Origin of the sequence: uncultured Leifsonia sp., assembly GCF_945957465.1 — a bacterium.
In the GTDB taxonomy this organism is placed as follows: Bacteria; Actinomycetota; Actinomycetes; order Actinomycetales; family Microbacteriaceae; genus Leifsonia.
Genome location: NZ_CAMFLC010000034.1, coordinates 12,659 through 34,879, shown reverse-complemented (window position 1 = coordinate 34,879; position 22,221 = coordinate 12,659). Strand labels below are relative to the sequence as shown.

The following is a 22,221-nucleotide window of genomic DNA, read 5'->3' as shown; positions in this document are numbered from 1 at the left end:
AGTCGGACCGCCGGCAAGAGTTCACCGGAGGTTCATGCGGAGTGCCTGGTGCCGTGAGGCGACCGAGTAGATGCTCGCACGCGCGTCTCGCGCGCGTCAAACCGTCACAACCGGTCTACACCGGTCACCCGGACGACAGCAGCGCCCACCCGAGCGGAGTCGGCCAGCAGCACGTCCGCGGCGATTCCCCAATCGTGATCGCCCGCCGGGTCGGCGATGATCTGACGCACCCGCCAGAGTCCCTCGGACTCGGCCGGGCTCTCGTCGACGACGATCATCGCAGCGGACCGCGCCGAGGCGTCGGTGAGGATCTCGTCGTGCTCGGCGTAGTAGGCCTCCAGAGCCTCATCCCACTGCAGTTCCGTGAACGACGGAGCCGCGGCCTCGGCGAGTTGCGCCGCCTCGTTCTCGAGGGCGCCGAGCTCCTGCACGCGATCGAGGGCCGCGAGCTGGACACGGCGGAACAGCTCGTTGCGTACCAGCACGAAGAACGCGCGCCGATTGGCGGTGATCGTGCGCGGCGGCGGGGGCGCGAGTTCGCCGGCCTCGGAGGCGTGCTTCGCGGCATCGGGGTGGACGAGCTCCTCCCACTCGTCGAGGAGGCTCGAATCGACCTGCCGGACGAGTTCGCCGATCCACTCGATGATGTCGCGCAGTTCCTCGGTGCGCAGGTCCAGCGGCACCGTCTGATTGAGGGCCCGGTACGCGTCGGACAGGTAGCGCAGCACGACGCCTTCCGAGCGCGCGAGCCGGTAGAACGCGATGAACTCGCCGAACGTCATCGCGCGCTCGTAGAGGTCGCGGACCACCGCCTTCGGGCTGAGCTCGAAGTCGGCGACCCAGGGCTGGCTGGAGGCATAGGTGACGAACGCCTCGTTCAGCAGTTCGTCGTGGGGCTTGGGGTGGGTCACCGTCTCGAGCGCCTCCATGCGCTCGTCGTACTCGATCCCCTCCGCCTTCATGGCCGCAACGGCTTCCCCGCGCGCCTGGAACTGCTGTGCGGAGAGCACCGGTCGGGGATCGTCGAGCGTGGCCTCCACCACCGAGACGATGTCGAGCGCGTACGTGGGCGACTCGCTGTCGAAGAGCTCGAAGGCGGCCAGCGCGAACGGCGACAGCGGCTGGTTGAGGGCGAAGTTGGGCTGGAGGTCGACCGTCAGCCGGATCTCGCCGCCGACGACCTCCACCACCCCCGCCGTCACGAGCGAGCGATAGAGGCCGAGCGCGCGGCGAGCGAGCGCGAGCTGACGTCTCCACGGTTCGTGGTTGTCGAAGACGAGGTCGCGCACGTGGCGGAAGACGTCGCCGCCACGCCCGATCACGTTGATGAGCATGGCGCTGGTGATCTGCATCGACGACGTCAGGGTCTCCGGCTCGGCCTCCACGAGCTTGCGGAACGACGGCTCGCCCCATGAGACGAAGCCCTCCGGGGCCTTCTTGCGCACGATCTTGCGGCGCTTCTTGGGGTCGTCGCCCGCCTTCTCGAGCGCCTTGGCGTTCTCGCTCTCGTGCTCGGGCGCTTGCACGACCACCGTTCCCGCGGTGTCGTAGCCCGCGCGTCCGGCGCGTCCGGCGATCTGGTGGAACTCCCGGGCGTTCAGCTGCCGCATCCTGGTGCCGTCGAACTTCGTGAGTGCCGTCAGCAACACGGTGCGGATCGGGACGTTGATGCCGACGCCGAGCGTGTCGGTTCCGCAGATCACGCGCAGCATCCCGCGCTGGGCGAGCTGCTCGACCAGGCGGCGGTACTTGGGCAGCATGCCCGCGTGGTGCACGCCGATGCCCTGGCGCAGCAATCGTGAGAGGGTCCGGCCGAACGAGGTCGTGAACCGGAACTCCCCGATCGCGTCGGCGATGGCGTCGCGCTGCTCGCGACCGGCGATCTTCGCGCTGGACAGCGACTGGGCGCGTTCGAGCGCGGCGAGCTGTGAGAAATGCACGATGTAGATCGGCGCCTGACCGGTGTGGAGCAGGTCTTCGACGGTGTCGTGGACGGGGGTCAGCTCGTAGTAGTAATGCAGCGGCACGGGCCGCTCGACACCGGTGACCGTCGCGGTCTCGCGCCCGGTACGGCGGCTGAGGTCGGCGGCGAGCGCGGTGACATCGCCGAGGGTGGCCGACATGAGCACGAACTGCACGCGCGACAGGATGAGGAGCGGCACCTGCCAGGCCCAGCCGCGGTCCGGGTCGGCGTAGAAGTGGAACTCGTCCATGACCACCTGGCCGACCGGTGTGTCGTCGCCCTCCCGCAGCGCGAGGTTGGCCAGGATCTCCGCCGTGCAGCAGATGATCGGCGCGTCGGCGTTGACCGAGGAGTCGCCGGTCATCATCCCGACGTTCTCGGCGCCGAAGACGTCGACGAGCGCGAAGAACTTCTCGGAGACGAGCGCCTTGATGGGCGCGGTGTAGAAGCTGCGGTCGCCGCGGGCGAGCGCCGCGAAGTGAGCGCCGACCGCGACCAGCGACTTCCCCGTTCCGGTGGGTGTGGAGAGGATGAGGTTGGAGCCGCCCGCGATCTCGATGAGCGACTCGTCCTGGGCGGGATAGAGGGTGATGCCCGTTCCCTCGACCCACGCGACGAACGCCTCGTAGACGGCGTCCTCGCCGACCGATCCGGGGCCGGTCCAGCCGGGGAGGTCGTCGACGCGCAGGGAGGCCATGCGCTCAAGCCTGTCACAGCCGGCAGGCGCGTCCGGCGCGGACGTTCGGCGTATCCACCGGATCGCGCGGTTATCCTTCCGCTATGAGAGCGTCCTGGCGGGACCGGTGAGAGCCTTCTGGAGGTCCGCCGCGGCGGGTGTCGCGAGCGTGGCCGCAGGCGTCGGCGCGGCCGAGATCGTGAGCGCCGTCGGCGTGCAGGACGGCAGCCCCATCCTGGTGGTCGGCTCCCTGGTGATCGACCTCACTCCGGCGTGGCTCAAGAACGCCGTCATCGGAGTGTTCGGCACCGGCGACAAAGCCTTCCTCATCGTGTCCCTGGCGGTCGCGCTCGCCGTGGGAGGCGGGCTCGCGGGCTGGGCCGAGCTGCGTCGCCCGCCGCTGGGCCGGGTGCTGATCGGCATCGGCGGAGTCGTCGGCGCGTTCGCCGCGATCACGCGCTCCGGGGGCGGGATCGTCGACGTGCTGCCGTCGGTGCTGGCCGCGCTGGTCGGCACCCTCTTCCTGGGCTGGCTGATCGAGCTGCTGCGCGGCACCGAGCCGACCCGGATCGCTCCGCAAGGGGCCGTCTCGCGACGCCGGTTCGTGGCGGCCGCGACGGGCACCGCGCTCGGCGGCATCCTCGCCACCGTGGTCGGCCAGGTGATCGCGGGCGGGTACCGCGCGGCCGCGGCCGCCCGCGCCGCCTTCCACCTGCCGAAGGCCGCGGTCGCGGCTCCCCCGGTGCCGGCCGGCGCCTCCTTCGACGTCGCCGGCCTGTCGCCGATCATCACGCCGAACGCCGACTTCTACCGCATCGACACCGCGTTGCAGATTCCCGGCATCCAGCCGCAGCACTGGAAGCTGCGGATCACCGGGATGGTCGAGGAGGAGGTCGAGCTGACCTTCGCGCAACTGCTGGCGCTGCCGCTGGAGGAGTCCATCACCACCCTCACCTGCGTCTCCAACGAGGTCGGCGGCGACCTGATCGGCAACGCGGTCTGGCTCGGCTACCCCATCCGGCACCTGCTGGCCCGTGCGCGGCCGTCGGCCGACGCCGACATGGTCCTCTCGCACAGCCAGGACGGCTGGACGGCCGGCACCCCGCTGGAGGCGCTGACCGACGAGCGCAACGCGATCCTCGCCGTCGGCATGAACGGCCAGCCCCTCCCGCTCGAGCACGGCTACCCGGTGCGCATGGTCGTGCCGGGACTCTACGGGTACGTCTCGGCGACCAAATGGGTCGTCCAGCTCGAGGTGACGCGTTTCGACAAGGCCACGTCGTACTGGACCGACCGCGGCTGGTCCGAGCGCGGCCCGGTCAAGCTCCAGTCGCGCATCGACGTGCCGGCGGACGGCCGCCAGGTGAAGGCGGGCACGGTCGCCGTCGCGGGCGTGGCCTGGTCGCAGCACGTCGGCGTGAGCGCGGTGCATGTGCAGGTCGACGGCGGCGCCTGGCAGCAGGCGACCCTCGCGGACGCGATCTCGGCCGACACGTGGCGGCAGTGGAAGTACGCGTGGCAGGCCACCCCCGGCTCGCACACGATCAAGGTCCGCGCGACCGACGCGCACGGCACGGTGCAGACGGCGAAGGTGCAGGACGTCGTTCCCGACGGCGCGACGGGGCTGCACACGATCAGCGTGACGGTCGTCTAGTGCTTGACTAGCTCCATGGCCTCCCCCGTCCGTCCGCACCCCCTCGTGGAGCCAGGACCCGCCCTCCCGTCCGCGCTGCGCGCACGCTACTCGCGTACCGAGATCCTCCCGGGCTTCGGGGAGATCGCCCAGCGCCGCCTGCGCGCCGCCCGCGTGCTCGTGGTGGGCGCCGGCGGGCTCGGCTCGGCTGTCCTCCCCCTGCTCGCGGGAGCCGGATTCGGGACGATCGGGATCGTCGACGACGACAGCGTGGAGGTCAGCAACCTCCCCCGGCAGACCATCCACGGCGAGCGCGACCTCGGCCGGCCGAAGACGGCGTCGGCGGCCGACACGATCCGCGCGATCGACGCGGGCATCGCCGTGCGGGTGTTCCCCGAGCGGCTCACGTCCGCGAACGCCGAGGCCATCCTGAGCGGGTTCGACCTGGTGCTCGACGGGAGCGACAACTTCCCCACCCGCTACCTGGTGGACGACGCGGCGCTGCTCGCCGGCCTCCCCGTCGTGTGGGGTGCGGTCCACCGGTTCGGCGGCCAGGTGGGCCTCAGCTGGGCCGGGCAGGGTCCCCACTACCGCGACCTGTTCCCGCAGCCGCCCGAACCCGGCACGGTTCCGAGCTGCGCGGAGGCGGGGGTGCTGCCGAGCGTGTGCGGCGTGATCGGGTCGTTGATGGCGAGCGAGGCGATCAAGGTCGTGACCGGGGAGGGCGACCTCCTGCTCGGCCGCGTCGTGGTCCACGACGGGCTACGCGGCACGTTCCGGGAGCTGGCGTACGCGTCCGACCCGGCCGCCGAGCCCATCACGGAGCTGATCGACTACGACCTGTTCTGCGGGCTCGCGCCCGCGCCGGACGCCTCGGCCGCCTCGGCCGCCTCCACCTCGGCCGCCGCCGTCTCGATCTCGCCGGCCGAGCTGGCGTCGCGTCTGGCCGCCGGGCGGCCGCACACGCTGCTCGACGTGCGCGAGCCGTGGGAGGCCGACATCGCCGCGCTGCCCGGCTCACTCCTGGTGCCGCTCGACGTCGTCGTCCGCGACGCCGCCGGCGTGGCCGAGCGCCTCAGCGACGACCCGATCGTGATCATCTGCCACCACGGCGTGCGGGCGGAGACCGCGCGTCGCGCGCTCGCCGCGGCGGGCACGTCGGGCGTCGTGCTCGCCGGGGGCCTCGACGCGTGGTCGCGCGACGTCGACCCGACCCTCCCCCGCTACTGACGCGCGTGCGCAGCACAGGGGTCGCAACACGCCGTCAGGCAGCCGGCGAAGCGGCGCGTCGCGACCCCGGTGCGGTGCGGGCCTCGCACGGCTCGGAAGCCCGCGGGATACTGAACCCATGACCCCACCGCGCAGCGTCGACGAGCACGCCGAACACGTCACCCGCCTCCTGGCGCCCTTGACGGCCGAGCCCGCTGTGGAGGCCGTCCCGCTCTCCGAGGCGCGCGGCCGGGTCGCCGCCGGCGATGTGCGATCGGAGGTCGACCTGCCGCTGTTCCGCAACTCGCAGATGGACGGCTTCGCCGTTCGCGCCGCGGACGTCGCGCACGTGCCTGTCGCGCTGGAGGTCACCGGCGACGTGCCGGCCGGGCACGAGGTTCCCGTCATCCTGGCCGCCGGCACCGCGATCCGCATCATGACGGGGGCTCCGGTGCCGAGCGGAGCCGACGCGATCGTGCCCGTGGAGGACACCGAGCTCATCCTCGGCAGAGACGACGACCTCTCCGGCGCCGTGGTCGAGATACGGCGGCCCCGTACGAGCGGCGAGTTCGTCCGGGAGCGCGGCAGCGACCTCCGCCGTGGCGAAGTGCTGGTGCGGGCGGGCACCCGTCTCGCCCCGCGGCATCTGGCCGCGCTGGCGGCGGCCGGCGTGACGACGGTGGACGTGCGGGCGCGGTTGCGCGTCGCGATCCTCACCACCGGGTCCGAGCTCGCCGCGCCCGGCGAGAGTGTGCGCTTCGGGCAGGTCTTCGACGCGAACGGCGTCGCCCTCGCCGCGCTCGTCGAGGAGGCAGGAGCCGTGGTGTCGGTGCGCGCGAGCAGCGATGACGACCCGGAGGCGTTCGCGCGGGCCTTCGACGCGGCCGTGGCCTCCAGCGATCTCGTCGTGACCTCCGGAGGCATTTCGAAGGGGGCGTACGAGGTGGTGCGCGAGGTGCTCCTCCCTCGTGGGGCCGAGGTCACGACCGTCGCGATGCAGCCGGGCGGCCCGCAGGCGACGGCGGTCGTCGACGGTGTTCCTGTGCTGTGCTTCCCCGGCAACCCGGTCAGCACGCAGGTGTCGTTCGCGGTGTTCTTGCGGGGCCCGCTGCGCGAAGCCGCCGGGCTGCCGCAGCTGCCGCTCGGCCATGCCCCCCTGACCGAAGCGGTACGCTCCGTGCCGGGCAAGCGGCAGTTCCTGCGCGGCCGGCTCACGCCGGACGGCGTCGCACCGGTCTCCGGTCCCGGCTCGCACCTGGTGGCCGCGATGGCGAACGCCGACGTGCTGATCGACCTGGCCGCCGAGGCGGAGGACGTCGAAGCGGGCGCGGACGTGACAGTCTGGACACTATGAGCCGACTCACCCACCTGGACGCCGACGGCCGAGCCCGCATGATCGACGTGGGCGCCAAGCCGGAGACCGATCGGGAGGCCTTCGCCCGCGGGCGTCTGGTGACCACGCCCGAGGTCGTCCGGCTGGTCGCGGCCGACGATCTTCCCAAAGCCGATGTGCTGGCGACCGCGCGCATCGCGGGGATCGCCGGCGCCAAGCGCACGAGCGACCTCATCCCGCTCTGCCACCCGGTGCCGCTGACCTCGGTGCAGGTGGACTTCACGCTCGACCCGGCCGCCGGCACCATCGCGGTCGAGGCGGTCGCGCGCACCCACGGCCGGACGGGCGTCGAGATGGAGGCGCTGACCGCCGTCGCCGTCGCCGGACTGACCCTGCACGACATGGTGAAGGCCGTCGATCCGGCCGCGAGCATGACGGACGTGCGGCTGGTCGCCAAGAGCGGCGGAAAGCGCGGCGACTGGCGACGTCCGGGCGAGGAGACCGTCGTCGACCCCGCGCCCGCGCTCGCACCCCCGACCGACCCGGCGGCGCCGGCGGCGCCGGACGCGGCGGTCGTCATCGTCGCGTCCACGCGGGCGGCCGCCGGCGAGGCTGCCGACACCACCGGACCCGTCATTGCGGAGTGGCTGGCCGTCCAGGGGCTGCGGGCGGACGTCCGGGTCGTGCCGGACGCCGAGATCGCTTCCGCGGTGCGCACGGCCGTCGCGGAACGTCCCCGCGTCGTCCTCACCACCGGAGGCACCGGTGTCGCCCCCGACGATCGCACACCCGAGGCGACGGCCGCGGTGATCGATCGCGACCTGCCCGGCCTGGCCGACGCCCTGCGTGCGCGCGGGGCGGCCTCCACGCCACTCGCGGCGCTCAGCCGGGGGCGCGCCGGCGTCGCGGGAACGACGCTCGTCGTCAACCTCCCCGGCTCGCGCGGCGGGGTGAACGACGGGCTGGCCGTGCTGCAACCCGTGCTCGCGCACCTGCTCGACCAGCTGGCCGGCGGCGACCACGAAGGAGCGGTGCGATGAGCGACGTGTTCGCCGACGTCTCCGACCGTCCGCTCGACCCGTCGACACTGGACGAGTTCGTCTGGCGGCGGGAGGCCGGCGCCGTGGTCTCGTTCCAGGGAATCGTGCGCGATCACGACGGCGGCCGGCCGGTCGTGTCCCTCGACTATCGCGCCCATCCGCAGGCGTCGGAGTTCCTGCGGTCGTGCTGCGAAGAGGTCGCCGAGCGGACGGGGCTGCGCGTGGCGGCGGTGCACCGGGTGGGCTCGCTCACGATCGGCGACCTCGCCCTCATCGCCTCCGTCGCCGCTCCGCACCGCGCCGAGGCGTTCGCCGCGTGCGCCGAGCTGGTCGAGCAGATCAAGTCGCGCGTGCCGATCTGGAAGCGACAGCACTTCTCCGACGGTGAGTCGGAGTGGGTCGGCCTCTGACACCGCACCTCGATTCCCCGCGGATGCGGGTCTAGAGTTGCTTTCATGCCGCAGATACGGGTGAAGGATGCCGCGAGCTTTCTCGGGGTGAGCGACGACACCGTGCGCCGCTGGATCGACGCCGGAATGCTGACCAGTTCCAAAGACGATGTCGGACGAACCGTGGTCGATGGCCTGGAGCTCGCCGGGATCGCCAAGCAGAACGCCGTCCTCCCCACCGATCCGTCGGCGGTCGGCCGGTCGGCCCGCAACCGGTTCGTCGGGATCGTCACCGACATCGTCATGGACACGGTGATGGCGCAGGTGGAGCTGCAGTGCGGCCCGCACCGCGTGGTCTCGCTCATCAGCAGCGAGGCCGTGCGCGAGCTCGGGCTGGAACGGGGATCCGTGGCCGTCGCCGCGATCAAGGCGACCAACGTCATCGTCGAGACCTCGGCGGTCACAGAACGAGGAGCGACAGGATGAAGACCGAACGGCCCGACAGGACCATCGGCACGCGAGGCCGAGGACGGCTCGCGATCTCCGGGGCCGCACTTGCGGCGCTGCTGCTCGCCGCCACCGGGTGCTCGGCCGGCGCGGGCGCCCCCGTGACCTCGCAGACACCGACCACGCACGCGGTGACGGGCACGATCACGGTCTTCGCCGCGGCCTCCCTGACGAAGACGTTCACCGAGCTCGGCCGGGAGTTCGAGAAGGCGAACCCCGGAAGCACCGTCACCTTCAGCTTCGCCGGCTCTTCCGACCTGGTCACGCAGTTGACCGCGGGCGCTCCCGCCGACGTGTTCGCCTCCGCCGACGAGAAGAACATGAAGAAAGCGATCGGCGCGGGCGTGACGGACGGCGATCCGGTCGACTTCGCGACGAACGTCCTCGCGATCGCCGTGCCGCGCGGCGATCCGGCGCACATCTCGGCCTGGGCAGACCTCGCCGAGCCGGGCGTCAAGACGGTCGTCTGTGCTCCGCAGGTGCCGTGCGGGGCGGCGACCGCCACCGTCGAGAGCACGACCGGCGTGAAGCTGCATCCGGTCAGCCAGGAGTCGTCGGTCACGGACGTGCTCGGCAAAGTGTCCTCCGGCGAGGCCGACGCCGGTGTCGTCTACGCCACCGATGTGAAGGGCGCGGGCGACAGCGTGGACTCGGTGCCGTTCCCCGAGGCGAGGGACGTGGTCAACACCTACCCGATCGCCTCGATCGAGCACGGCCCCAACGCCACGGGTGGCGCAGCGTTCATCGCCTTCGTGACCGGCCCGGAGGGCAGGAAGGTGCTCGAGGCGGCCGGGTTCGGCGCGCCGTGAGGACGCGGCGCGCCGCTGAGAGGGCTGCCACCGGCGTCCCCGGCTGGGTTCTCCTCGTCGCGGCGGTCGGCGCACTGTTCGTGCTGCTGCCCATCATCGCGATGGTGACACGCGTGAACTGGGGACAGTTCGGCGCGCTCATCACCTCGCCGGAGTCGGTGGATGCGCTCCTGCTCAGTCTCCGCACCTCCCTTCTCGCCACCGCCGCCTGTCTCGTGCTCGGCATCCCGATGGCCGTCGTCCTCGCCCGCGTCCCGTTTCGCGGGCGCGGGCTGGTCCGTGCGATCGTGCTGCTTCCGCTCGTTCTGCCGCCGGTCGTCGGAGGCCTCGCCCTGCTCGCCCTCTACGGCCGGCGCGGGCTGCTCGAGGGCGCGATCCCGATCGCGTTCTCGACTCCGGCCGTCATCATCGCGCAGACCTTCGTGGCGCTACCGTTCCTCGTCCTCAGCCTGGAGGGAGCACTGCGGACCACGGGCGAACGCTACGAGGCCGTCGCCGCCACGCTGGGAGCCGGGCCGACCTCCGCGCTGTTCCGCGTGACCCTCCCGCTCGTCGCCCCGGCAATCGTCTCTGGTGCGATCCTGTCGTTCGCGCGGGCGCTCGGCGAGTTCGGTGCGACGCTGACCTTCGCCGGCAGCCTCCAGGGCACCACCCGCACCCTCCCGCTCGAGATCTATCTGCAGCGGGAGACCGACCCCGACGCCGCGGTGGCGCTGTCGCTCGTCCTGATCGCCGTCGCGATCGCCGTGGTCGCCGTCGCGCACGGCGCAGGCGAGCCGTTGCGCAGGAGGACGTCGTGACGCTGCGGCTCTCGGCCCGGGTCGATGAGCGCGACGTGGCCGTCGACCTGGCTGTGGAGCAGGGCGAGACCCTCGCCCTGCTCGGCCCGAACGGGGCGGGCAAGTCGACCGTGCTCGGCATGCTGGCCGGGCTGGTCCGACCCGACGGCGGCCGGGCGACGCTGGCGGACGAGACCCTCTTCGACCTCCCCGCCGTCTGGCTCCCGCCGCACCGGCGCGCCATCGCGCTGCTCGCGCAGGACGCCCTGCTGTTCCCGCATCTCACGGTGCGCGGCAACGTCGAGTTCGCACCGCGGTCGTCCGGCGCCTCACGCGCCGACGCCCGCGCGAAGGCAGCCGAATGGCTCGACCGCACCGGCGTCCGGGCGCTGGCGGACCGCCGGCCGAGCGGCCTGTCGGGCGGACAGGCGCAGCGCGTGGCCATCGCCCGGGCTCTCGCGGCCGAGCCGGAGCTGATCCTCCTGGATGAGCCGCTCGCCTCCCTCGACGTCGCGGTCGCCGGTGAGCTGCGCGGAATGCTGGCCGACGTGCTCGCCGGGCGCACAGCGATCGTCGTCACGCACGATGCGCTCGACGCCTACCTGCTCGCCGACCGCGTCGCCGTGCTGCAGAACGGCCGGGTCGTCGAGCAGGGCGATGCGCGCGAGGTGCTGATGCACCCGCGCAACCCGTTCACCGCCGAGCTCACCGGCCTCAGCCTCCTGACCGGTGTGCGCACGGCGAGCGGTCTCGTGACCGACGACGGCCTCGCTCTCGGCGGGACGCCGACCGCGCCGATTCCGGAAGGCCGGCGGGTGACGGCGGTGGTGCGCCCGTCGTCGGTGACGCTTCGGCCGGGCGCGGCCATGGCGGATGCGCAGGAGGCCGTGGCCGGGATCGCCGCCACGGTCACGGCGTTGGAACCTCGCGACGACCTGGTGCGCGTGCGCACCGACCGTCTCACCGCGCTGGTGCCCGCCGCTGTGGTCGCGGAGCTGCGGCTCAGCGCCGGCGCTCACGTCACGCTCACCGTGCCGCCGGCCGACGTCAGCATCTCCCCCGCGTAAGCCACCCGCGATTCGTCACGAATGTCCATATTCGTGCCACGAAAGCCGCGATTCGTCACGAATGTGCGGGGCACCTGGTCAGTGCGAGCCGAGCTGCATCCCCGCGGTGGAGTAGCCGCCGTTCGGGTTCGCCGACGGACGCGGCTCGTCGAACGCCGGGTTCGCCTTGCCCGGGAGGCTCTGCGCTGCCACCCGGGAGCGCACCGCCCCGACGATCGCCGTGGCACACGCCGCCACCAGCACCAGACCTGTCGCGACGAACGCCCAGCCAGCAGCCTCGCTGCGGGTCAGCAGCACGATCCCGAACGGCAGTGTCGCCCACGCTCCGACACCGGCGATGACAGCGGCCACGACCAGCCACCGGGTTCGAGCCTTCCTGCGGCTGATCCGGTCGAACTCCTGCATGTGCTCGCCCATGGCGACCTCCCCCGATATCGGCCGAAGCCTCGTGCTGAAGCCTAACTCCGGGGACGCCCGCGCGTCAGCCGCCCGCGAACGGCGGCAGCACGTCCACGCGCTCGCCGAGCACGGCCGCCGGATCGCGGGAGACGACGCCGTCGACCAGGAACGAGCCGTTGCGCAGCACCAGCCGCATCGCGTCGCCGTACCGTTCGGCGAGCGCCTCGCGAAGGCCGGCGACCGTGGCGTCGCTCACGACCAGGCGCTCCTCCTCGCGTCCCGCCGCCTCCTCGGCCGCCGCGAAGTACCGCACCAGAACCGTCGTCTCAGCCACCGATCGCTCCCATGCTCCGCACCGGGGGGACGAACCCGGCGCGCTCCATCCCGTGACCCGACTGCTTGTTCCACATCGCGCCGCGCCACCAGCGGGCGATCTCGGCATCGTCCGCCCCGCCGCGCAGAAGACCGCGCAAGTCGGTCTCGTCGTCGCCGAACAGGCACGAGCGCACGGTGCCCTCGGCGGTGATCCGGGTGCGGTCGCACGCCGCGCAGAACGAGCGCGTGACGGACGCGATGATGCCGACGGTCGCCGGGCCGCCGTCGACGACCCACTCCTCGGCGGGCGCGGACGGATCGTCCCGGCCGGCCTCCCGCAGGTCGAAGCGGGTGCGGAGGACGCCGAGCAGTTCTTCGGCGGAGACCATGTTCTCGCGCATCCAGGTGTGGTCGGCGTCGAGCGGCATCTGCTCGATGAACCGCAGCCGGCAGCCGTGCTCGAGCGCCCAGGCGAGGAGGTCGGGGGCGCCGGCGAGGGTCTGCCGCATCATCACCGCGTTGAGCTTGAGCGGGGTGAGGCCCGCGGCGTGGGCGGCGGCGATCCCGGCGAACACCGCGGGCAGCCGGTCGCGCCGGGTGAGCGCGGCGAAGTGCTCGCGATCGACCGTGTCGAGCGAGATGTTGACGCGGTTCAGGCCCGCCGCCACCAGCGCGGGCAGCCGGTGGTCGAGGCCGATGCCGTTGGTGGTGATGCTGATGTCGATGCGCGGAGCCGCCGCGTGCGACAGTCCGATGATCTCGGCGAGATCGGCGCGCATCAAGGGTTCGCCGCCGGTGAACCGCACCTCGCGGATGCCGAGCTCGTCGGCGCCGATGCCGACGAGCCGTGCGATCTCGGCGGGCGTCAGCAGGTCGTCGCGCGGGATGGCGGGCAGGCCCTCCGCCGGCATGCAGTACGTGCACCGCAGCGAGCACTTCTCGGTGACCGATACCCGCAGGTCGCGGGCGACCCGGCCGAAGCGGTCGACGAGGTCGGAGACGTCCGGGCGGCCGTCCACTCGCGGCTCTTCGCTCGCGCGCGGGCGGCGCGGGAGTCCGAGATTCACGGCGGCCATGACTTCAGCGTAGACCGACGGCGACGGTAGACCCGCGCCCCGGCCGCGGAATATGCTGCGCGCATGGGAATCATCTCGTCCGGCTTCCTCGGCCGGCGCCGTTCCGAGGACTCGCGCCTCCCACCCGGGCAGTACGTGACGGAGGGGTTCCCGGTGCTGTCCGCCGGGCCGACCCCGCGGATCGCGAAAGACGACTGGGCGTTCACGATCACCACGGAGAAGGGCGTCGTGCACCGGTGGAGCTGGGACGAGTTCCTGGCGCTGCCGCAGGACGACGTCGGAACCGACATCCACTGCGTCACGAGCTGGTCGAAGCTCGGGACGTCGTGGCGCGGCGTGGCGCTGGACACGCTGTTCGAGAAGGTCGACACGGATTACGAGTACACGATGGCGCACTCGTACGGCGGTTACACGACGAACGTTCCGCTGAAGGATCTGCTCGACGGCAAGGCATGGGTGGCGCACACCTTCGACGGCGCAGACCTCCCGCCCGAGCACGGCGGCCCCGCACGGCTGCTGGTGCCCCACCTGTACTTCTGGAAGAGCGCAAAGTGGGTCAGCGGTCTGGAGATGCTGCCGCAGGATCAACCGGGCTTCTGGGAGCAGAACGGCTACAACATGTACGGGGACCCCTGGAAGGAAGAGCGCTACTGGTGACGACGGCGTGGCGGGTGGCCGAGGTCGTGGCCGCGCACGAAGAGACGGCGACGGCGCGCACCATCCGGTTGCGCATCCCCGGGCTCACGGGGCATCTGGCCGGCCAGCACGTGGACATCCGGCTCACCGCCCCGGACGGGTACCAGGCTGTGCGGTCGTATTCGATCGCCTCGGCCTCCGGGGCGGACGGCCTGGCGGTGGACGAGTTCGAGCTGACCGTGGAGGAGCTGCCCGACGGGGAGGTGTCGCCCTACCTCGTCCACGGCCTCTCCGTGGGTGACCAGCTGGAGGTGCGGGGCCCGGTGGGCGGCTGGTTCGTCTGGCGCACCGGTGATGCCGGCCCCGTGCAGCTGATCGCGGGCGGCTCCGGGGTCGTTCCGCTGATGTCGATGGCGCGAGCGCACGCCGCGGCGGCCAGTCCGGCGCCGTTCCGGCTGCTGTACTCGGCGCGCACCCCGATGTCTGTCTATTACCGGGACGAACTGATGACGCTCGGCGAAGCAACGGCGCCCCTGCGCGTGGACTACGTGTTCACGCGCGAGACGCCGCCGGACTGGCCCACACCGGCGGGCCGGCTGACGGCCGCCGGGCTGAACGCACTCGTGCTGCCGGCCGCGGAATCCCCCACGTTCTACGTCTGCGGGTCCACCCCCTTCGTCGAGGCGGTCTCGGGCTGGCTCGTCGATGCGGGCCACGACCCGGACCGCGTCCGCACCGAACGCTACGGCGGGATCGGAGGAGCACAGTGACCGACATGGACTACCTCGACGGCAATGCGGCGGCGGGCCTGCTCTCCGAGGTGTTCGCGGCCGACGTCACCTCTGCGCGCGGCAAGTGCGCCCACTGCGGCGATGTGACGGTCATCGCACGGGCTCACCTGTACGCCGACGATCACGGGATGGTGCTGCGCTGCCGGATCTGCGGCGACGTCATCGCGACGGCCTCGGAGCGCGACGGCAGGCTCTGCCTCGACCTGCGCGGCCTCGACTGGCTCGAGCTGGCGGTCTGACACCGCCCGGCTCCCCCAGCAGGCGGTCATCCGCTGCCCGTACAATCGTCCGGTGCCAGCCGAAACCTCCGCGAGCCTCGACCCCGACGACCTCGCGACCACCCTCCGCGTCCTCGCCCAGCTCCACGAGCTCGACCAGGAGCACCCCGACTTCATCTCGGTGCGCCGCGCGACCGCGCACATGTTCAAGGCCGTCAAGCAGGCCAGGCGGCGCGAGCTCCGGGAGGCCGAGCTCGCCGCCGACCGCGCCGTGATCGCCGCGACGGCCACCGGCGCCCCCGACCGCATCGACGACGAGACACGGGGCCGCGACCTGACCTCACCCACCTCGGGGTCGACGACTGCGGGCACCCTGCTCAACTCGCAGGCCTGCTACATCTGCAAGCAGCACTACACGCAGGTCGACTGGTTCTACCACCAGCTCTGTCCGTCGTGCGCCGCCTTCAGCCACGCCAAGCGCACGGCACGCACCGACCTCACCGGCAAGCGTGCACTCCTCACCGGCGGCCGCGCGAAGATCGGCATGCACATCGCGCTGCGGCTGCTGCGCGACGGCGCCGACCTCACCATCACCACGCGCTTCCCGCGCGACGCGGTGCGCCGGTTCTCGCAGCTGCCCGACGCGGCGGAGTGGCTGCATCGCCTCCGCGTCGTCGGCATCGACCTCCGCGACCCCGCACAGGTCATCGGCCTGGCCGACTCGGTGGCGTCGCGCGGACCGCTGCACGTGCTCATCAACAACGCCGCCCAGACCGTGCGCCGCTCACCCGGCGCCTACTCGCTGCTGGCGGAGGCCGAGTCGCACCCGCTGCCGGACGGCCCGCTGCCCGAACTCGAGACCTTCGGGCACACCGCGGATCCGCACCCGCAGGCCCTGCAGGCGTCCGTCGCCGCGCACCCGCTGCTGTCGTCGGCGAACGTGCACGGCACGGTCGCCGAGCTGGTGGGTGCTGCAGCGTTGACGGCCGACGACCTGGCGTCCGCGGCGATGGCCGCCGGATCGTCGTCGCTGGAGCGCCACCAGGACGGCACCGCCATCGATGCGGGAGGGCTCGTGCCCGACGTGCAGCGCGTCAACACCTGGACCCTGGCCGTCGGCTCCGTCGACCCGCTCGAGCTGCTGGAGGTGCAGCTCTGCAACACGACCGCGCCGTTCATCCTCATCGACCGGCTGCGCCCCTCCCTCGCCGCCGCCGGCCGCTCCTACGTGGTGAACGTCTCGGCGATGGAGGGCGTCTTCGGCCGCCGCTACAAGGGCGCAGGGCACCCGCACACCAACATGGCGAAGGCGGCGCTCAACATGCTCACGCGCACGAGTGCTCAGGAGCTGTTCGACACCGACAACATCCTGATGACGAGTGTCGACACCGGCTGGATCACCGACGAGCGCCCGCACTACACCAAGGTCCGTCTCGCCGAGGAGGGCTTCCATGCCCCGCTCGACCTCGTCGACGGCGCTGCGCGCGTCTACGACCCGATCGTCCGCGGCGAGGCCGGCGAGGACCTCCAGGGCGTCTTCCTGAAGGACTACAAGCCGTCGGCCTGGTGACGTCGCAAGACGGGTGCGCCGCAGGTGGCGATGAGCGCCGTGCAACGCGACATCCGGCGCGAATGTAGACTGTCGCAGGCATCGCGGGGAGGCCGCTGGAGACCTTCCCGAGGTCTTCCGGGCGCCGGCGAGCAGAACGTACAGTGTGGCACAGAGGCAAACGAAGGGCAGCCGATGTCGAGCAATACCCCGTCCGGCGACAAGGTGCAGCGTATCGGCTCTGCAGCCCCCGGCGACCCGTCCAGCTCCCCGGCGCCGGCCGAACCCGGCGGGGCCGTTCCGCCGCGCGTGCGCCCCAAGGAGCCCGTGCCGATCCCCGGGCAGGCGCACGCAGTCGCCCCCTCCGCCGCGCACGGCGGGCGGTTCAAGCACTGGCTGCTGCGGGGGATGATCGACGAGAAGGGCACCCAGCAGGGGCCGCACGGCCGCAACCCGGAGCGGACGCACTCCTGGTGGCAGGTCATGTGCCTCACCGGCGTGGACTACTTCTCGACCCTCGGCTACCAGCCCGCCATCGCAGCTCTCGCCGCCGGGCTGGTCTCGCCGTTCGCGACCCTGGTGCTGGTGGCGCTCACGCTCCTCGGCGCCCTCCCCGTCTATCGCCGGGTCGCCCGTGAGAGCTTCCGGGGCTCCGGCTCGATCGCGATGCTCGAACGGTTCCTGCCGTGGTGGGCGGGCAAGCTGTTCGTGCTCGTGCTCCTCGGCTTCGCGGCGACCGACTTCATGATCACGATCACGCTGTCGGCGGCCGACGCCTCCGCGCACGCGATCGAGAACCCGTTCGCGCCGTCGTGGTTCCACGGCAACAACGTCATCATCACGCTCGTCCTGCTCACTCTGCTCGGCGCCGTGTTCCTCAAGGGGTTCCGGGAGGCCATCGGCATCGCGGTCGTGCTGGTGGCCGTCTACCTGGCGCTCAATGTGGTCGTGGTCGCGACCTCCATCGTGCAGGTCTTCGAGCACCCGACCGCGGTCGACGACTGGTGGACGGCGCTGTTCCAGCAGAACGGCAATCCCCTGATCATCGTCGGTGTCGCGCTGCTGGTGTTCCCCAAGCTCGCGCTCGGCCTCTCGGGGTTCGAGACGGGCGTCGCGGTCATGCCGCAGATCAAGGGCAAGCCCGGCGACGACCCGGACCACCCGGTCGGCCGCATCCGTGGCGCCGGTCGCCTGCTCACCACGGCCGCCATCATCATGAGCGTCTTCCTCATCACGTCGAGCTTCACGACGACGCTGCTCATCCCGCAGAAGGAGTTCCAGGCGGGAGGCGCCGCCAACGGCCGCGCCCTGGCCTACCTGGCGCACGAGTACCTGGGCAACGCGTTCGGCACCGTGTACGACATCAGCACCATCCTGATCCTGTGGTTCGCCGGCGCATCCGCCATGGCCGGCCTCCTCAACCTGGTGCCGCGCTACCTGCCCAAGTACGGGATGGCGCCGCAGTGGGCGCGGGCGGTGCGTCCGCTCGTCCTGGTGTTCACGGCGATCGCATTCCTCATCACGCTGGTCTTCGACGCCAACGTCGACGCCCAGGGCGGCGCTTACGCAACCGGTGTCCTCGTGCTGATCACCTCGGCTTCGCTCGCGGTCAGCCTCTCCGCCTGGCGCAAGAAGCAGCCCAAGCGCACCGTGCTCTTCGCGATCATCACCGCGATCTTCGTCTACACCACGATCGACAACATCATCGAGCGCCCCGATGGCCTGCGCATCGCCACCCTCTTCATCCTGGGCATCCTCGTGGTGTCGATCGTGTCGCGCATCGGCCGCTCGTTCCAGCTGCGGGCGACCAGCGTCACGTTCGACGTCACGGCGCTCGACTTCATCCTCGAAGACGCAGAGGAGGGCGAGATCCGGATCATCTCCCACGAGCCCGACGTCGACACGACGAAGGAGTACGAGGAGAAGAACAAGGACGAGCGCAAGTACAGCCACATCCCGCAGCGCTCGCGCACCATCTTCCTCGAGGTCCTGAAGTCGGACTCCTCCGATTTCGAGGAGGATCTGGTCGTCCACGGTGTCGTCAAATACGGCTACCGCGTGCTCCAGGTGTCGAGCGGCAACGTCCCGAACACCATCGCGGCGGTCCTGCTGGAGATGCGCGACGTCACCGGCGTCGTGCCGACGGTCTACTTCGAGTGGACGGAAGGCAACCCGATCTCGAACATGTTCCGCTACCTGATCACCGGCGTGGGCGAGGTCGCCCCGGTGACGCGCGAGGTGCTCCGGGAGGCCGAGAAGGACGTCAAGCGGCGCCCCGCCGTGCACGTGGCCTGACCGCACCGTCACCGCTGTGGCACGATGTGCGCATGGACTCGCACGCGATCTTCGAGACGATCGGCATCGCCTTCGAGTTCGTCGGCGTCGCCGCCCTGGCGATCGGCTTCATCGTGTCGCTCGTGCTCGCGCTGTCCGTCTGGATCCGCACCGGGAACGGGAGCACCGCGTTCCGCACGCTGCGCGAGTCGTTCGGCGGGACGATCCTGCTCGGGCTCGAACTGCTGGTCGCGGCCGACCTCGTCAAGACGGTCACCTCCAGCCCGACCCTGACCGACGCCATCGTTCTCGGGATCATCGTCGTCATCCGCACCATCCTGAGCTTCTCGCTGCAGGTGGAGATCGACGGCGTCGCGCCCTGGCGACGCGCTCTGGTCACCGGCCCGGAGGTGCTGGCCCGCGCTGCGAGGAAGGCGACGGCCACCGCCGCGAGGGGCACGACGAACGGAACGCCCGAGGCCTGAGGCCCGGACTCAGTCGTGCTCGGCGCGTGCGGCGGCGCGCTCCGCATCGCGCTGTTTGACGCGCGCGTTCTCGGCGCGGACCTGCGCCTGGGTCGCGCGCTCCGCCACCAGCCAGGCGGGCGGGTCGGCGAGCAGCGCCTTGATCTCGGCGGTGGTCAGCGGTTCCGTCACCCCGCCACGGGCCAGACCGGAGTTGCTGACGCCGAGTTTGCGGGCGACGACGTCGCGAGGGTGCGGGCCGTCGGCGCGCAGGGTGACCAGCCAGGCGGGCGGGTTGGCGTTCAGCTCGTCGAGCTCGGTGCGGCTGATGTCGCGGTCGCGGAATTCCTCCGGTGCCGCCGGCAGCAGGATGCCGAGCTTCTTGGCCGCGGTGGCCGCCTTCATGGTCTGGGGTTTCATGGGTTCAAGGGTATCGCCCGCTGCGACGCGCGACGGTTCGATACCCTGGCCTGCATGGCCTCCCGCTTCACCCTCGCGTTCCCGCTCGGCGTCACGATCGGCAAGTGGACGCGCGTGTTCGCCGAGCGTCAGCCGGGCGTCGAGCTGGTGGTGACGCCGTCGGACGACCCTCTCGGTCTGCTGGCGCGCGGCGAAGCCGACATGGTGTTCGTGCGCGATGCGGACGCCGACGACGACCGGCACCTCATCCCGCTCTACACCGAGGACGTCGTCGTGGTCACGAACCACGAGCACCTTCTGACGCTGGAGGAGAAACTGCACCTCGCCGACCTGGCCGGCCACGCACGGGTGGAGGGAGCACCCTCCGAGGCCCTCATGCGCAGCGTGGCGACAGGCGACGGCGTCGCGCTCCTGCCGGCTTCGGTCGCCAAGGCGCTGCGCCGCAAGGATGTCGAGGCGATGCGGCTCGAGGACGGCCCGGTCTCGCGCGTGGGTCTGGCCTGGCCGCGCGACGCGCAGCATCCCCTCGTCGACGAGTTCATCGGCATCGTGCGCGGCCGCACGGCGCACAGTTCCCGCAACCCCGACGTGGCGGCCACCGAGTCCGAGCAAGCCGTTCGGGATGCCAAGGCCGCCAAGGCGGCGAAGGTCGCGGCCACGCAGTCCGCGCGGGCCGCGAAGCAGGCCAGGCGCGCGGCGGCGGCGAGACGATCGTCGGGCAAGCGTCCGCGTCCCAAGCGCTGAGGACGGCGCCGCGGCAGGACACGCCGCCTGCCGGCGACGTCGCACTGCCCGTCCTGCCGGTTCGTTGACGAGAATGGCTGCATGACGGCCGACGAAGGCACGACCACGACGACAACGACGACGATCTCCACGGGGGCCGCCGCACTCGGCACGAGCATCGGTCGCGCCGCGCAGAGCGCGGTGTACCGTGCGGGCGTGATCGGCCGGCGTCCCGCCGTCCCGGTCGCGTTCCCCGCACTCGAGCGCGCGGCACGCCGCCGCCTGTCCCGCACCGCCTTCGCGTACATCGCCGGCTCTGCCGGGCTCGAGCGCACCGACGCCGCCGACACGGCGGCCTTCGGCCGGCATCGCATCGTCCCGCGCGTGTTGCGCGACGTCGCCGAGCGCGACCTGACGGTCGACCTGTTCGGCCGCACGGTGCCCGCCCCGGTGCTCCTGGCGCCGATCGGAGTGCTGGAGCTGGCCCGGCGCGGAGGCGACATCGCCGCCGCGCGGGCCGCCGCCGCGCTCGGCATCCCCTTCACGATCTCCACGCAAGCCTCCGCGCCGATGGAGGCCGTCGCCGCCGCGATGGACGCCACCCGTCCCGGCGCGCCGCGGTGGTACCAGCTGTACTGGAGCTCGTCGCGCGACCTCGTCGCGAGCCTCGTCGCCCGGGCGGAGGCGTGCGGGTGCGAGGCCATCGTCGTGACCCTCGACACGCATGTCCTCGGCTGGCGGCCGCGCGACCTCGATCTCGGCTACCTGCCGTTCAGCCGCGGACGGGGCATCGCCCAGTACACCAGCGACCCCGTCTTCCGCGAGCTGGTCCGCGAGCGGATGGCGAGCTCCGTCCCCCGCGAGCGCACGCCGATCACACCCGCGGCGATCGCCTCGTTCGCCGGCATCGTGCGGCGCCATCCCGGCGCCCTGCGGAAGGGGCTGCGATCCGGAGAGCCCCTGGCAGCGGTCGAGACCTTCCTCGACGTCTTCGCCGATCCGTCGCTCGGCTGGGACGACCTCGCGTTCCTCCGAGCGCGCACCCGGCTCCCGATCGTGCTGAAAGGCGTCCTGCACCCGGACGACGCCCGGCGGGCCGTCGATGCGGGAGTCGACGCCGTGCAGGTGTCGACGCACGGCGGTCGCCAGATCGACGGAGAGGTCGCCGCGCTCGACGCCCTGCCCGGCGTGGTCGAAGCGGTCGCAGGCCGGATGCCGGTGCTGTTCGACAGCGGCATCCGCGGCGGCGCCGACGCCGTGATCGCGCTCGCACTCGGTGCGCGATCCGTGGCGATCGGGAGACCGTACGCCTACGCTCTCGCCGTCGCCGGCGAGCGGGGCGTGCGCGAACTGCTTCGCAATGTCATGGCCGAGCTCGACATCACGCTGGGCCTCGCCGGCGTCCGGCGCGCCGCCGACCTCGACGGATCGGTGCTCGCGGGACGAGAGCCGGCTCCCGGGCCGTAGCGGCTACGCCACGGCTGCCGCGATGAGCGACAGCAGTGCCTGCGCGTACGCGGTCGCCGCGTCCTCCTCCTCGAAGAACCGTTCGGCGCCGTCGATCTCCAGCGTCACCCGGTAGCCGTCCGGGGTGCGGGCGAGGTGCCGGAACGAGCCGCCCAGCAGTTCGCGCAACTGGTCCTCCCGCGGGATCCACAGGGCGTCCTCCACCGCGAGAGAGTCGAGGGCCCACTCGGTGGTCCCGTTGAACCCGAGGATCGTGCCGGTGTCGAAGTGATGCGGCTCGATGGTCATCTCGCTGACGGTGAACCGCTCGCCCGCCATCCCGGGCCGGTCGATGGCGAAGGTGTCGCCCGACGCCGGCTGCCAGCGCAACCCGGCAGCGCGCAGCAGGCGCGCGATGTCCTCATCGATCATGGTCGCTCCTCTCGGCCTTCTCCCGCCCGCGCGCCGAGATCCGATCGCGGCACGCGGCCCCCGCATTCACCTT

At 71.9% G+C, this 22,221-nt stretch carries 23 protein-coding genes; 17 read left to right on the top strand and 6 right to left on the bottom strand.

Annotation, left to right across the window (positions count from 1 at the left end):
• Positions 1-104: 104 nt before the first annotated feature.
• The gene (locus tag Q0Q23_RS14515) at positions 105-2,660 is read right to left on the bottom strand and encodes an RNA helicase (RefSeq protein ID WP_295125383.1); all 2,556 of its coding nucleotides are present in this window, start codon (positions 2,658-2,660) and stop codon (positions 105-107) included.
• 106 nt (positions 2,661-2,766) lie between these two features.
• On the opposite strand from Q0Q23_RS14515, the gene Q0Q23_RS14510 reads away from it, so the two are divergent.
• The 9 genes from Q0Q23_RS14510 (at position 2,767) to Q0Q23_RS14470 (ending at position 11,405) form a co-directional block, all read left to right on the top strand.
• Complete coding sequence (locus Q0Q23_RS14510; protein WP_295125380.1) at positions 2,767-4,293, top strand: molybdopterin-dependent oxidoreductase; 1,527 nt, start codon at positions 2,767-2,769, stop codon at positions 4,291-4,293.
• A gap of 15 nt (positions 4,294-4,308) precedes the next feature.
• Entirely contained in the window at positions 4,309-5,502 is a 1,194-nt protein-coding gene (locus Q0Q23_RS14505; RefSeq protein WP_295125375.1) for a ThiF family adenylyltransferase, read from the top strand.
• A 118-nt stretch (positions 5,503-5,620) separates the two neighbouring features.
• Positions 5,621-6,835 carry a gephyrin-like molybdotransferase Glp gene (gene glp, locus Q0Q23_RS14500; RefSeq protein ID WP_295125372.1) on the top strand — a complete coding sequence of 405 codons (1,215 nt, stop codon included), beginning with the start codon at positions 5,621-5,623 and terminating at the stop codon, positions 6,833-6,835.
• Complete coding sequence (moaCB, locus tag Q0Q23_RS14495) at positions 6,832-7,854, top strand: bifunctional molybdenum cofactor biosynthesis protein MoaC/MoaB (RefSeq protein WP_295125369.1); 1,023 nt, start codon at positions 6,832-6,834, stop codon at positions 7,852-7,854. The genes glp and moaCB overlap by 4 nt, the downstream gene beginning before the upstream one ends.
• Positions 7,851-8,264 carry a molybdenum cofactor biosynthesis protein MoaE gene (locus tag Q0Q23_RS14490; protein ID WP_295125366.1) on the top strand — a complete coding sequence of 138 codons (414 nt, stop codon included), beginning with the start codon at positions 7,851-7,853 and terminating at the stop codon, positions 8,262-8,264. Before moaCB ends, Q0Q23_RS14490 begins: the two co-directional genes overlap by 4 nt.
• A 45-nt stretch (positions 8,265-8,309) precedes the next feature.
• Positions 8,310-8,729, top strand: a complete 420-nt coding sequence (locus Q0Q23_RS14485) for a molybdopterin-binding protein (RefSeq protein ID WP_295125363.1) — start codon at positions 8,310-8,312, stop codon at positions 8,727-8,729.
• Positions 8,726-9,559, top strand: coding sequence for a molybdate ABC transporter substrate-binding protein (modA, locus tag Q0Q23_RS14480; protein WP_295125359.1), 834 nt, complete (start codon positions 8,726-8,728; stop codon positions 9,557-9,559). Before Q0Q23_RS14485 ends, modA begins: the two co-directional genes overlap by 4 nt.
• The gene (locus Q0Q23_RS14475; protein WP_295125356.1) at positions 9,556-10,359 is read left to right on the top strand and encodes an ABC transporter permease; all 804 of its coding nucleotides are present in this window, start codon (positions 9,556-9,558) and stop codon (positions 10,357-10,359) included. Before modA ends, Q0Q23_RS14475 begins: the two co-directional genes overlap by 4 nt.
• Positions 10,356-11,405, top strand: coding sequence for a sulfate/molybdate ABC transporter ATP-binding protein (locus Q0Q23_RS14470; RefSeq protein WP_295125353.1), 1,050 nt, complete (start codon positions 10,356-10,358; stop codon positions 11,403-11,405). Before Q0Q23_RS14475 ends, Q0Q23_RS14470 begins: the two co-directional genes overlap by 4 nt.
• Before the next feature lie 78 nt (positions 11,406-11,483).
• On the opposite strand, the gene Q0Q23_RS14465 is transcribed toward Q0Q23_RS14470, so the two are convergent.
• The 3 genes from Q0Q23_RS14465 to moaA form a co-directional block, all read right to left on the bottom strand.
• Positions 11,484-11,822 (bottom strand): hypothetical protein, encoded by a 339-nt coding sequence (locus Q0Q23_RS14465; protein ID WP_295125350.1) that lies wholly within the window; start codon positions 11,820-11,822, stop codon positions 11,484-11,486.
• Positions 11,823-11,886: 64 nt separating this feature from the next.
• A complete protein-coding gene (locus Q0Q23_RS14460; RefSeq protein ID WP_295125347.1) occupies positions 11,887-12,138 on the bottom strand; it encodes a MoaD/ThiS family protein in 252 nt (83 codons plus the stop codon).
• Positions 12,131-13,195: a GTP 3',8-cyclase MoaA gene (gene moaA / locus Q0Q23_RS14455; protein WP_295125345.1), complete on the bottom strand. Its 1,065-nt coding sequence runs from the start codon at positions 13,193-13,195 to the stop codon at positions 12,131-12,133. The genes Q0Q23_RS14460 and moaA overlap by 8 nt, the downstream gene beginning before the upstream one ends.
• 63 nt (positions 13,196-13,258) lie before the next feature.
• Between moaA and Q0Q23_RS14450 the strand changes: the two genes are divergently transcribed.
• The 6 genes from Q0Q23_RS14450 to Q0Q23_RS14425 all read left to right on the top strand — a co-directional run bounded on the left by Q0Q23_RS14450 (position 13,259) and on the right by Q0Q23_RS14425 (position 19,148).
• Positions 13,259-13,852, top strand: a complete 594-nt coding sequence (locus Q0Q23_RS14450; RefSeq protein WP_295125342.1) for a sulfite oxidase-like oxidoreductase — start codon at positions 13,259-13,261, stop codon at positions 13,850-13,852.
• A complete protein-coding gene (locus tag Q0Q23_RS14445; protein ID WP_295125339.1) occupies positions 13,849-14,601 on the top strand; it encodes a ferredoxin reductase in 753 nt (250 codons plus the stop codon). The genes Q0Q23_RS14450 and Q0Q23_RS14445 overlap by 4 nt, the downstream gene beginning before the upstream one ends.
• 5 nt (positions 14,602-14,606) lie before the next feature.
• A complete protein-coding gene (locus Q0Q23_RS14440) occupies positions 14,607-14,861 on the top strand; it encodes a DUF6510 family protein (protein WP_295125411.1) in 255 nt (84 codons plus the stop codon).
• Between the two features lie 52 nt (positions 14,862-14,913).
• Entirely contained in the window at positions 14,914-16,410 is a 1,497-nt protein-coding gene (locus Q0Q23_RS14435; RefSeq protein WP_295125336.1) for an SDR family NAD(P)-dependent oxidoreductase, read from the top strand.
• 387 nt (positions 16,411-16,797) lie between these two features.
• Positions 16,798-18,684 carry an amino acid transporter gene (locus Q0Q23_RS14430; RefSeq protein WP_295125408.1) on the top strand — a complete coding sequence of 629 codons (1,887 nt, stop codon included), beginning with the start codon at positions 16,798-16,800 and terminating at the stop codon, positions 18,682-18,684.
• A gap of 32 nt (positions 18,685-18,716) precedes the next feature.
• On the top strand, positions 18,717-19,148 hold the full coding sequence (locus Q0Q23_RS14425) for a DUF1622 domain-containing protein (protein ID WP_295125333.1): 432 nt from the start codon (positions 18,717-18,719) through the stop codon (positions 19,146-19,148).
• Between the two features lie 9 nt (positions 19,149-19,157).
• On the opposite strand, the gene Q0Q23_RS14420 is transcribed toward Q0Q23_RS14425, so the two are convergent.
• Positions 19,158-19,547: a DUF5997 family protein gene (locus Q0Q23_RS14420; RefSeq protein ID WP_295125330.1), complete on the bottom strand. Its 390-nt coding sequence runs from the start codon at positions 19,545-19,547 to the stop codon at positions 19,158-19,160.
• A gap of 54 nt (positions 19,548-19,601) precedes the next feature.
• Here Q0Q23_RS14420 and Q0Q23_RS14415 point away from each other — a divergent pair, with 54 nt between their 5' ends.
• Both Q0Q23_RS14415 and Q0Q23_RS14410 read left to right on the top strand, forming a co-directional pair.
• Positions 19,602-20,291 carry a LysR family transcriptional regulator substrate-binding protein gene (locus tag Q0Q23_RS14415; protein ID WP_295125287.1) on the top strand — a complete coding sequence of 230 codons (690 nt, stop codon included), beginning with the start codon at positions 19,602-19,604 and terminating at the stop codon, positions 20,289-20,291.
• Between the two features lie 81 nt (positions 20,292-20,372).
• Entirely contained in the window at positions 20,373-21,737 is a 1,365-nt protein-coding gene (locus Q0Q23_RS14410; protein WP_295125284.1) for an alpha-hydroxy-acid oxidizing protein, read from the top strand.
• Positions 21,738-21,740: 3 nt separating this feature from the next.
• On the opposite strand, the gene Q0Q23_RS14405 is transcribed toward Q0Q23_RS14410, so the two are convergent.
• On the bottom strand, positions 21,741-22,148 hold the full coding sequence (locus Q0Q23_RS14405) for a hypothetical protein (protein ID WP_295125281.1): 408 nt from the start codon (positions 22,146-22,148) through the stop codon (positions 21,741-21,743).
• Positions 22,149-22,221 lie beyond the last annotated feature (73 nt).

Coding starts and splice junctions, on each gene's coding strand:
- Q0Q23_RS14505 (WP_295125375.1), top strand. CDS start 4,309: ATGGCCTCCCCCGTCCGTCCGCACCCCCTCGTGGAGCCAGGACCCGCC.
- Q0Q23_RS14410 (WP_295125284.1), top strand. CDS start 20,373: ATGACGGCCGACGAAGGCACGACCACGACGACAACGACGACGATCTCC.
- Q0Q23_RS14415 (WP_295125287.1), top strand. CDS start 19,602: ATGGCCTCCCGCTTCACCCTCGCGTTCCCGCTCGGCGTCACGATCGGC.
- Q0Q23_RS14465 (WP_295125350.1), bottom strand. CDS start 11,822: ATGGGCGAGCACATGCAGGAGTTCGACCGGATCAGCCGCAGGAAGGCT.
- Q0Q23_RS14450 (WP_295125342.1), top strand. CDS start 13,259: ATGGGAATCATCTCGTCCGGCTTCCTCGGCCGGCGCCGTTCCGAGGAC.
- Q0Q23_RS14490 (WP_295125366.1), top strand. CDS start 7,851: ATGAGCGACGTGTTCGCCGACGTCTCCGACCGTCCGCTCGACCCGTCG.
- Q0Q23_RS14405 (WP_295125281.1), bottom strand. CDS start 22,148: ATGATCGATGAGGACATCGCGCGCCTGCTGCGCGCTGCCGGGTTGCGC.
- glp (WP_295125372.1), top strand. CDS start 5,621: ATGACCCCACCGCGCAGCGTCGACGAGCACGCCGAACACGTCACCCGC.
- Q0Q23_RS14425 (WP_295125333.1), top strand. CDS start 18,717: ATGGACTCGCACGCGATCTTCGAGACGATCGGCATCGCCTTCGAGTTC.
- modA (WP_295125359.1), top strand. CDS start 8,726: ATGAAGACCGAACGGCCCGACAGGACCATCGGCACGCGAGGCCGAGGA.
- Q0Q23_RS14440 (WP_295125411.1), top strand. CDS start 14,607: ATGGACTACCTCGACGGCAATGCGGCGGCGGGCCTGCTCTCCGAGGTG.
- Q0Q23_RS14515 (WP_295125383.1), bottom strand. CDS start 2,660: ATGGCCTCCCTGCGCGTCGACGACCTCCCCGGCTGGACCGGCCCCGGA.
- moaCB (WP_295125369.1), top strand. CDS start 6,832: ATGAGCCGACTCACCCACCTGGACGCCGACGGCCGAGCCCGCATGATC.
- Q0Q23_RS14485 (WP_295125363.1), top strand. CDS start 8,310: ATGCCGCAGATACGGGTGAAGGATGCCGCGAGCTTTCTCGGGGTGAGC.
- Q0Q23_RS14420 (WP_295125330.1), bottom strand. CDS start 19,547: ATGAAACCCCAGACCATGAAGGCGGCCACCGCGGCCAAGAAGCTCGGC.
- moaA (WP_295125345.1), bottom strand. CDS start 13,195: ATGGCCGCCGTGAATCTCGGACTCCCGCGCCGCCCGCGCGCGAGCGAA.
- Q0Q23_RS14430 (WP_295125408.1), top strand. CDS start 16,798: ATGATCGACGAGAAGGGCACCCAGCAGGGGCCGCACGGCCGCAACCCG.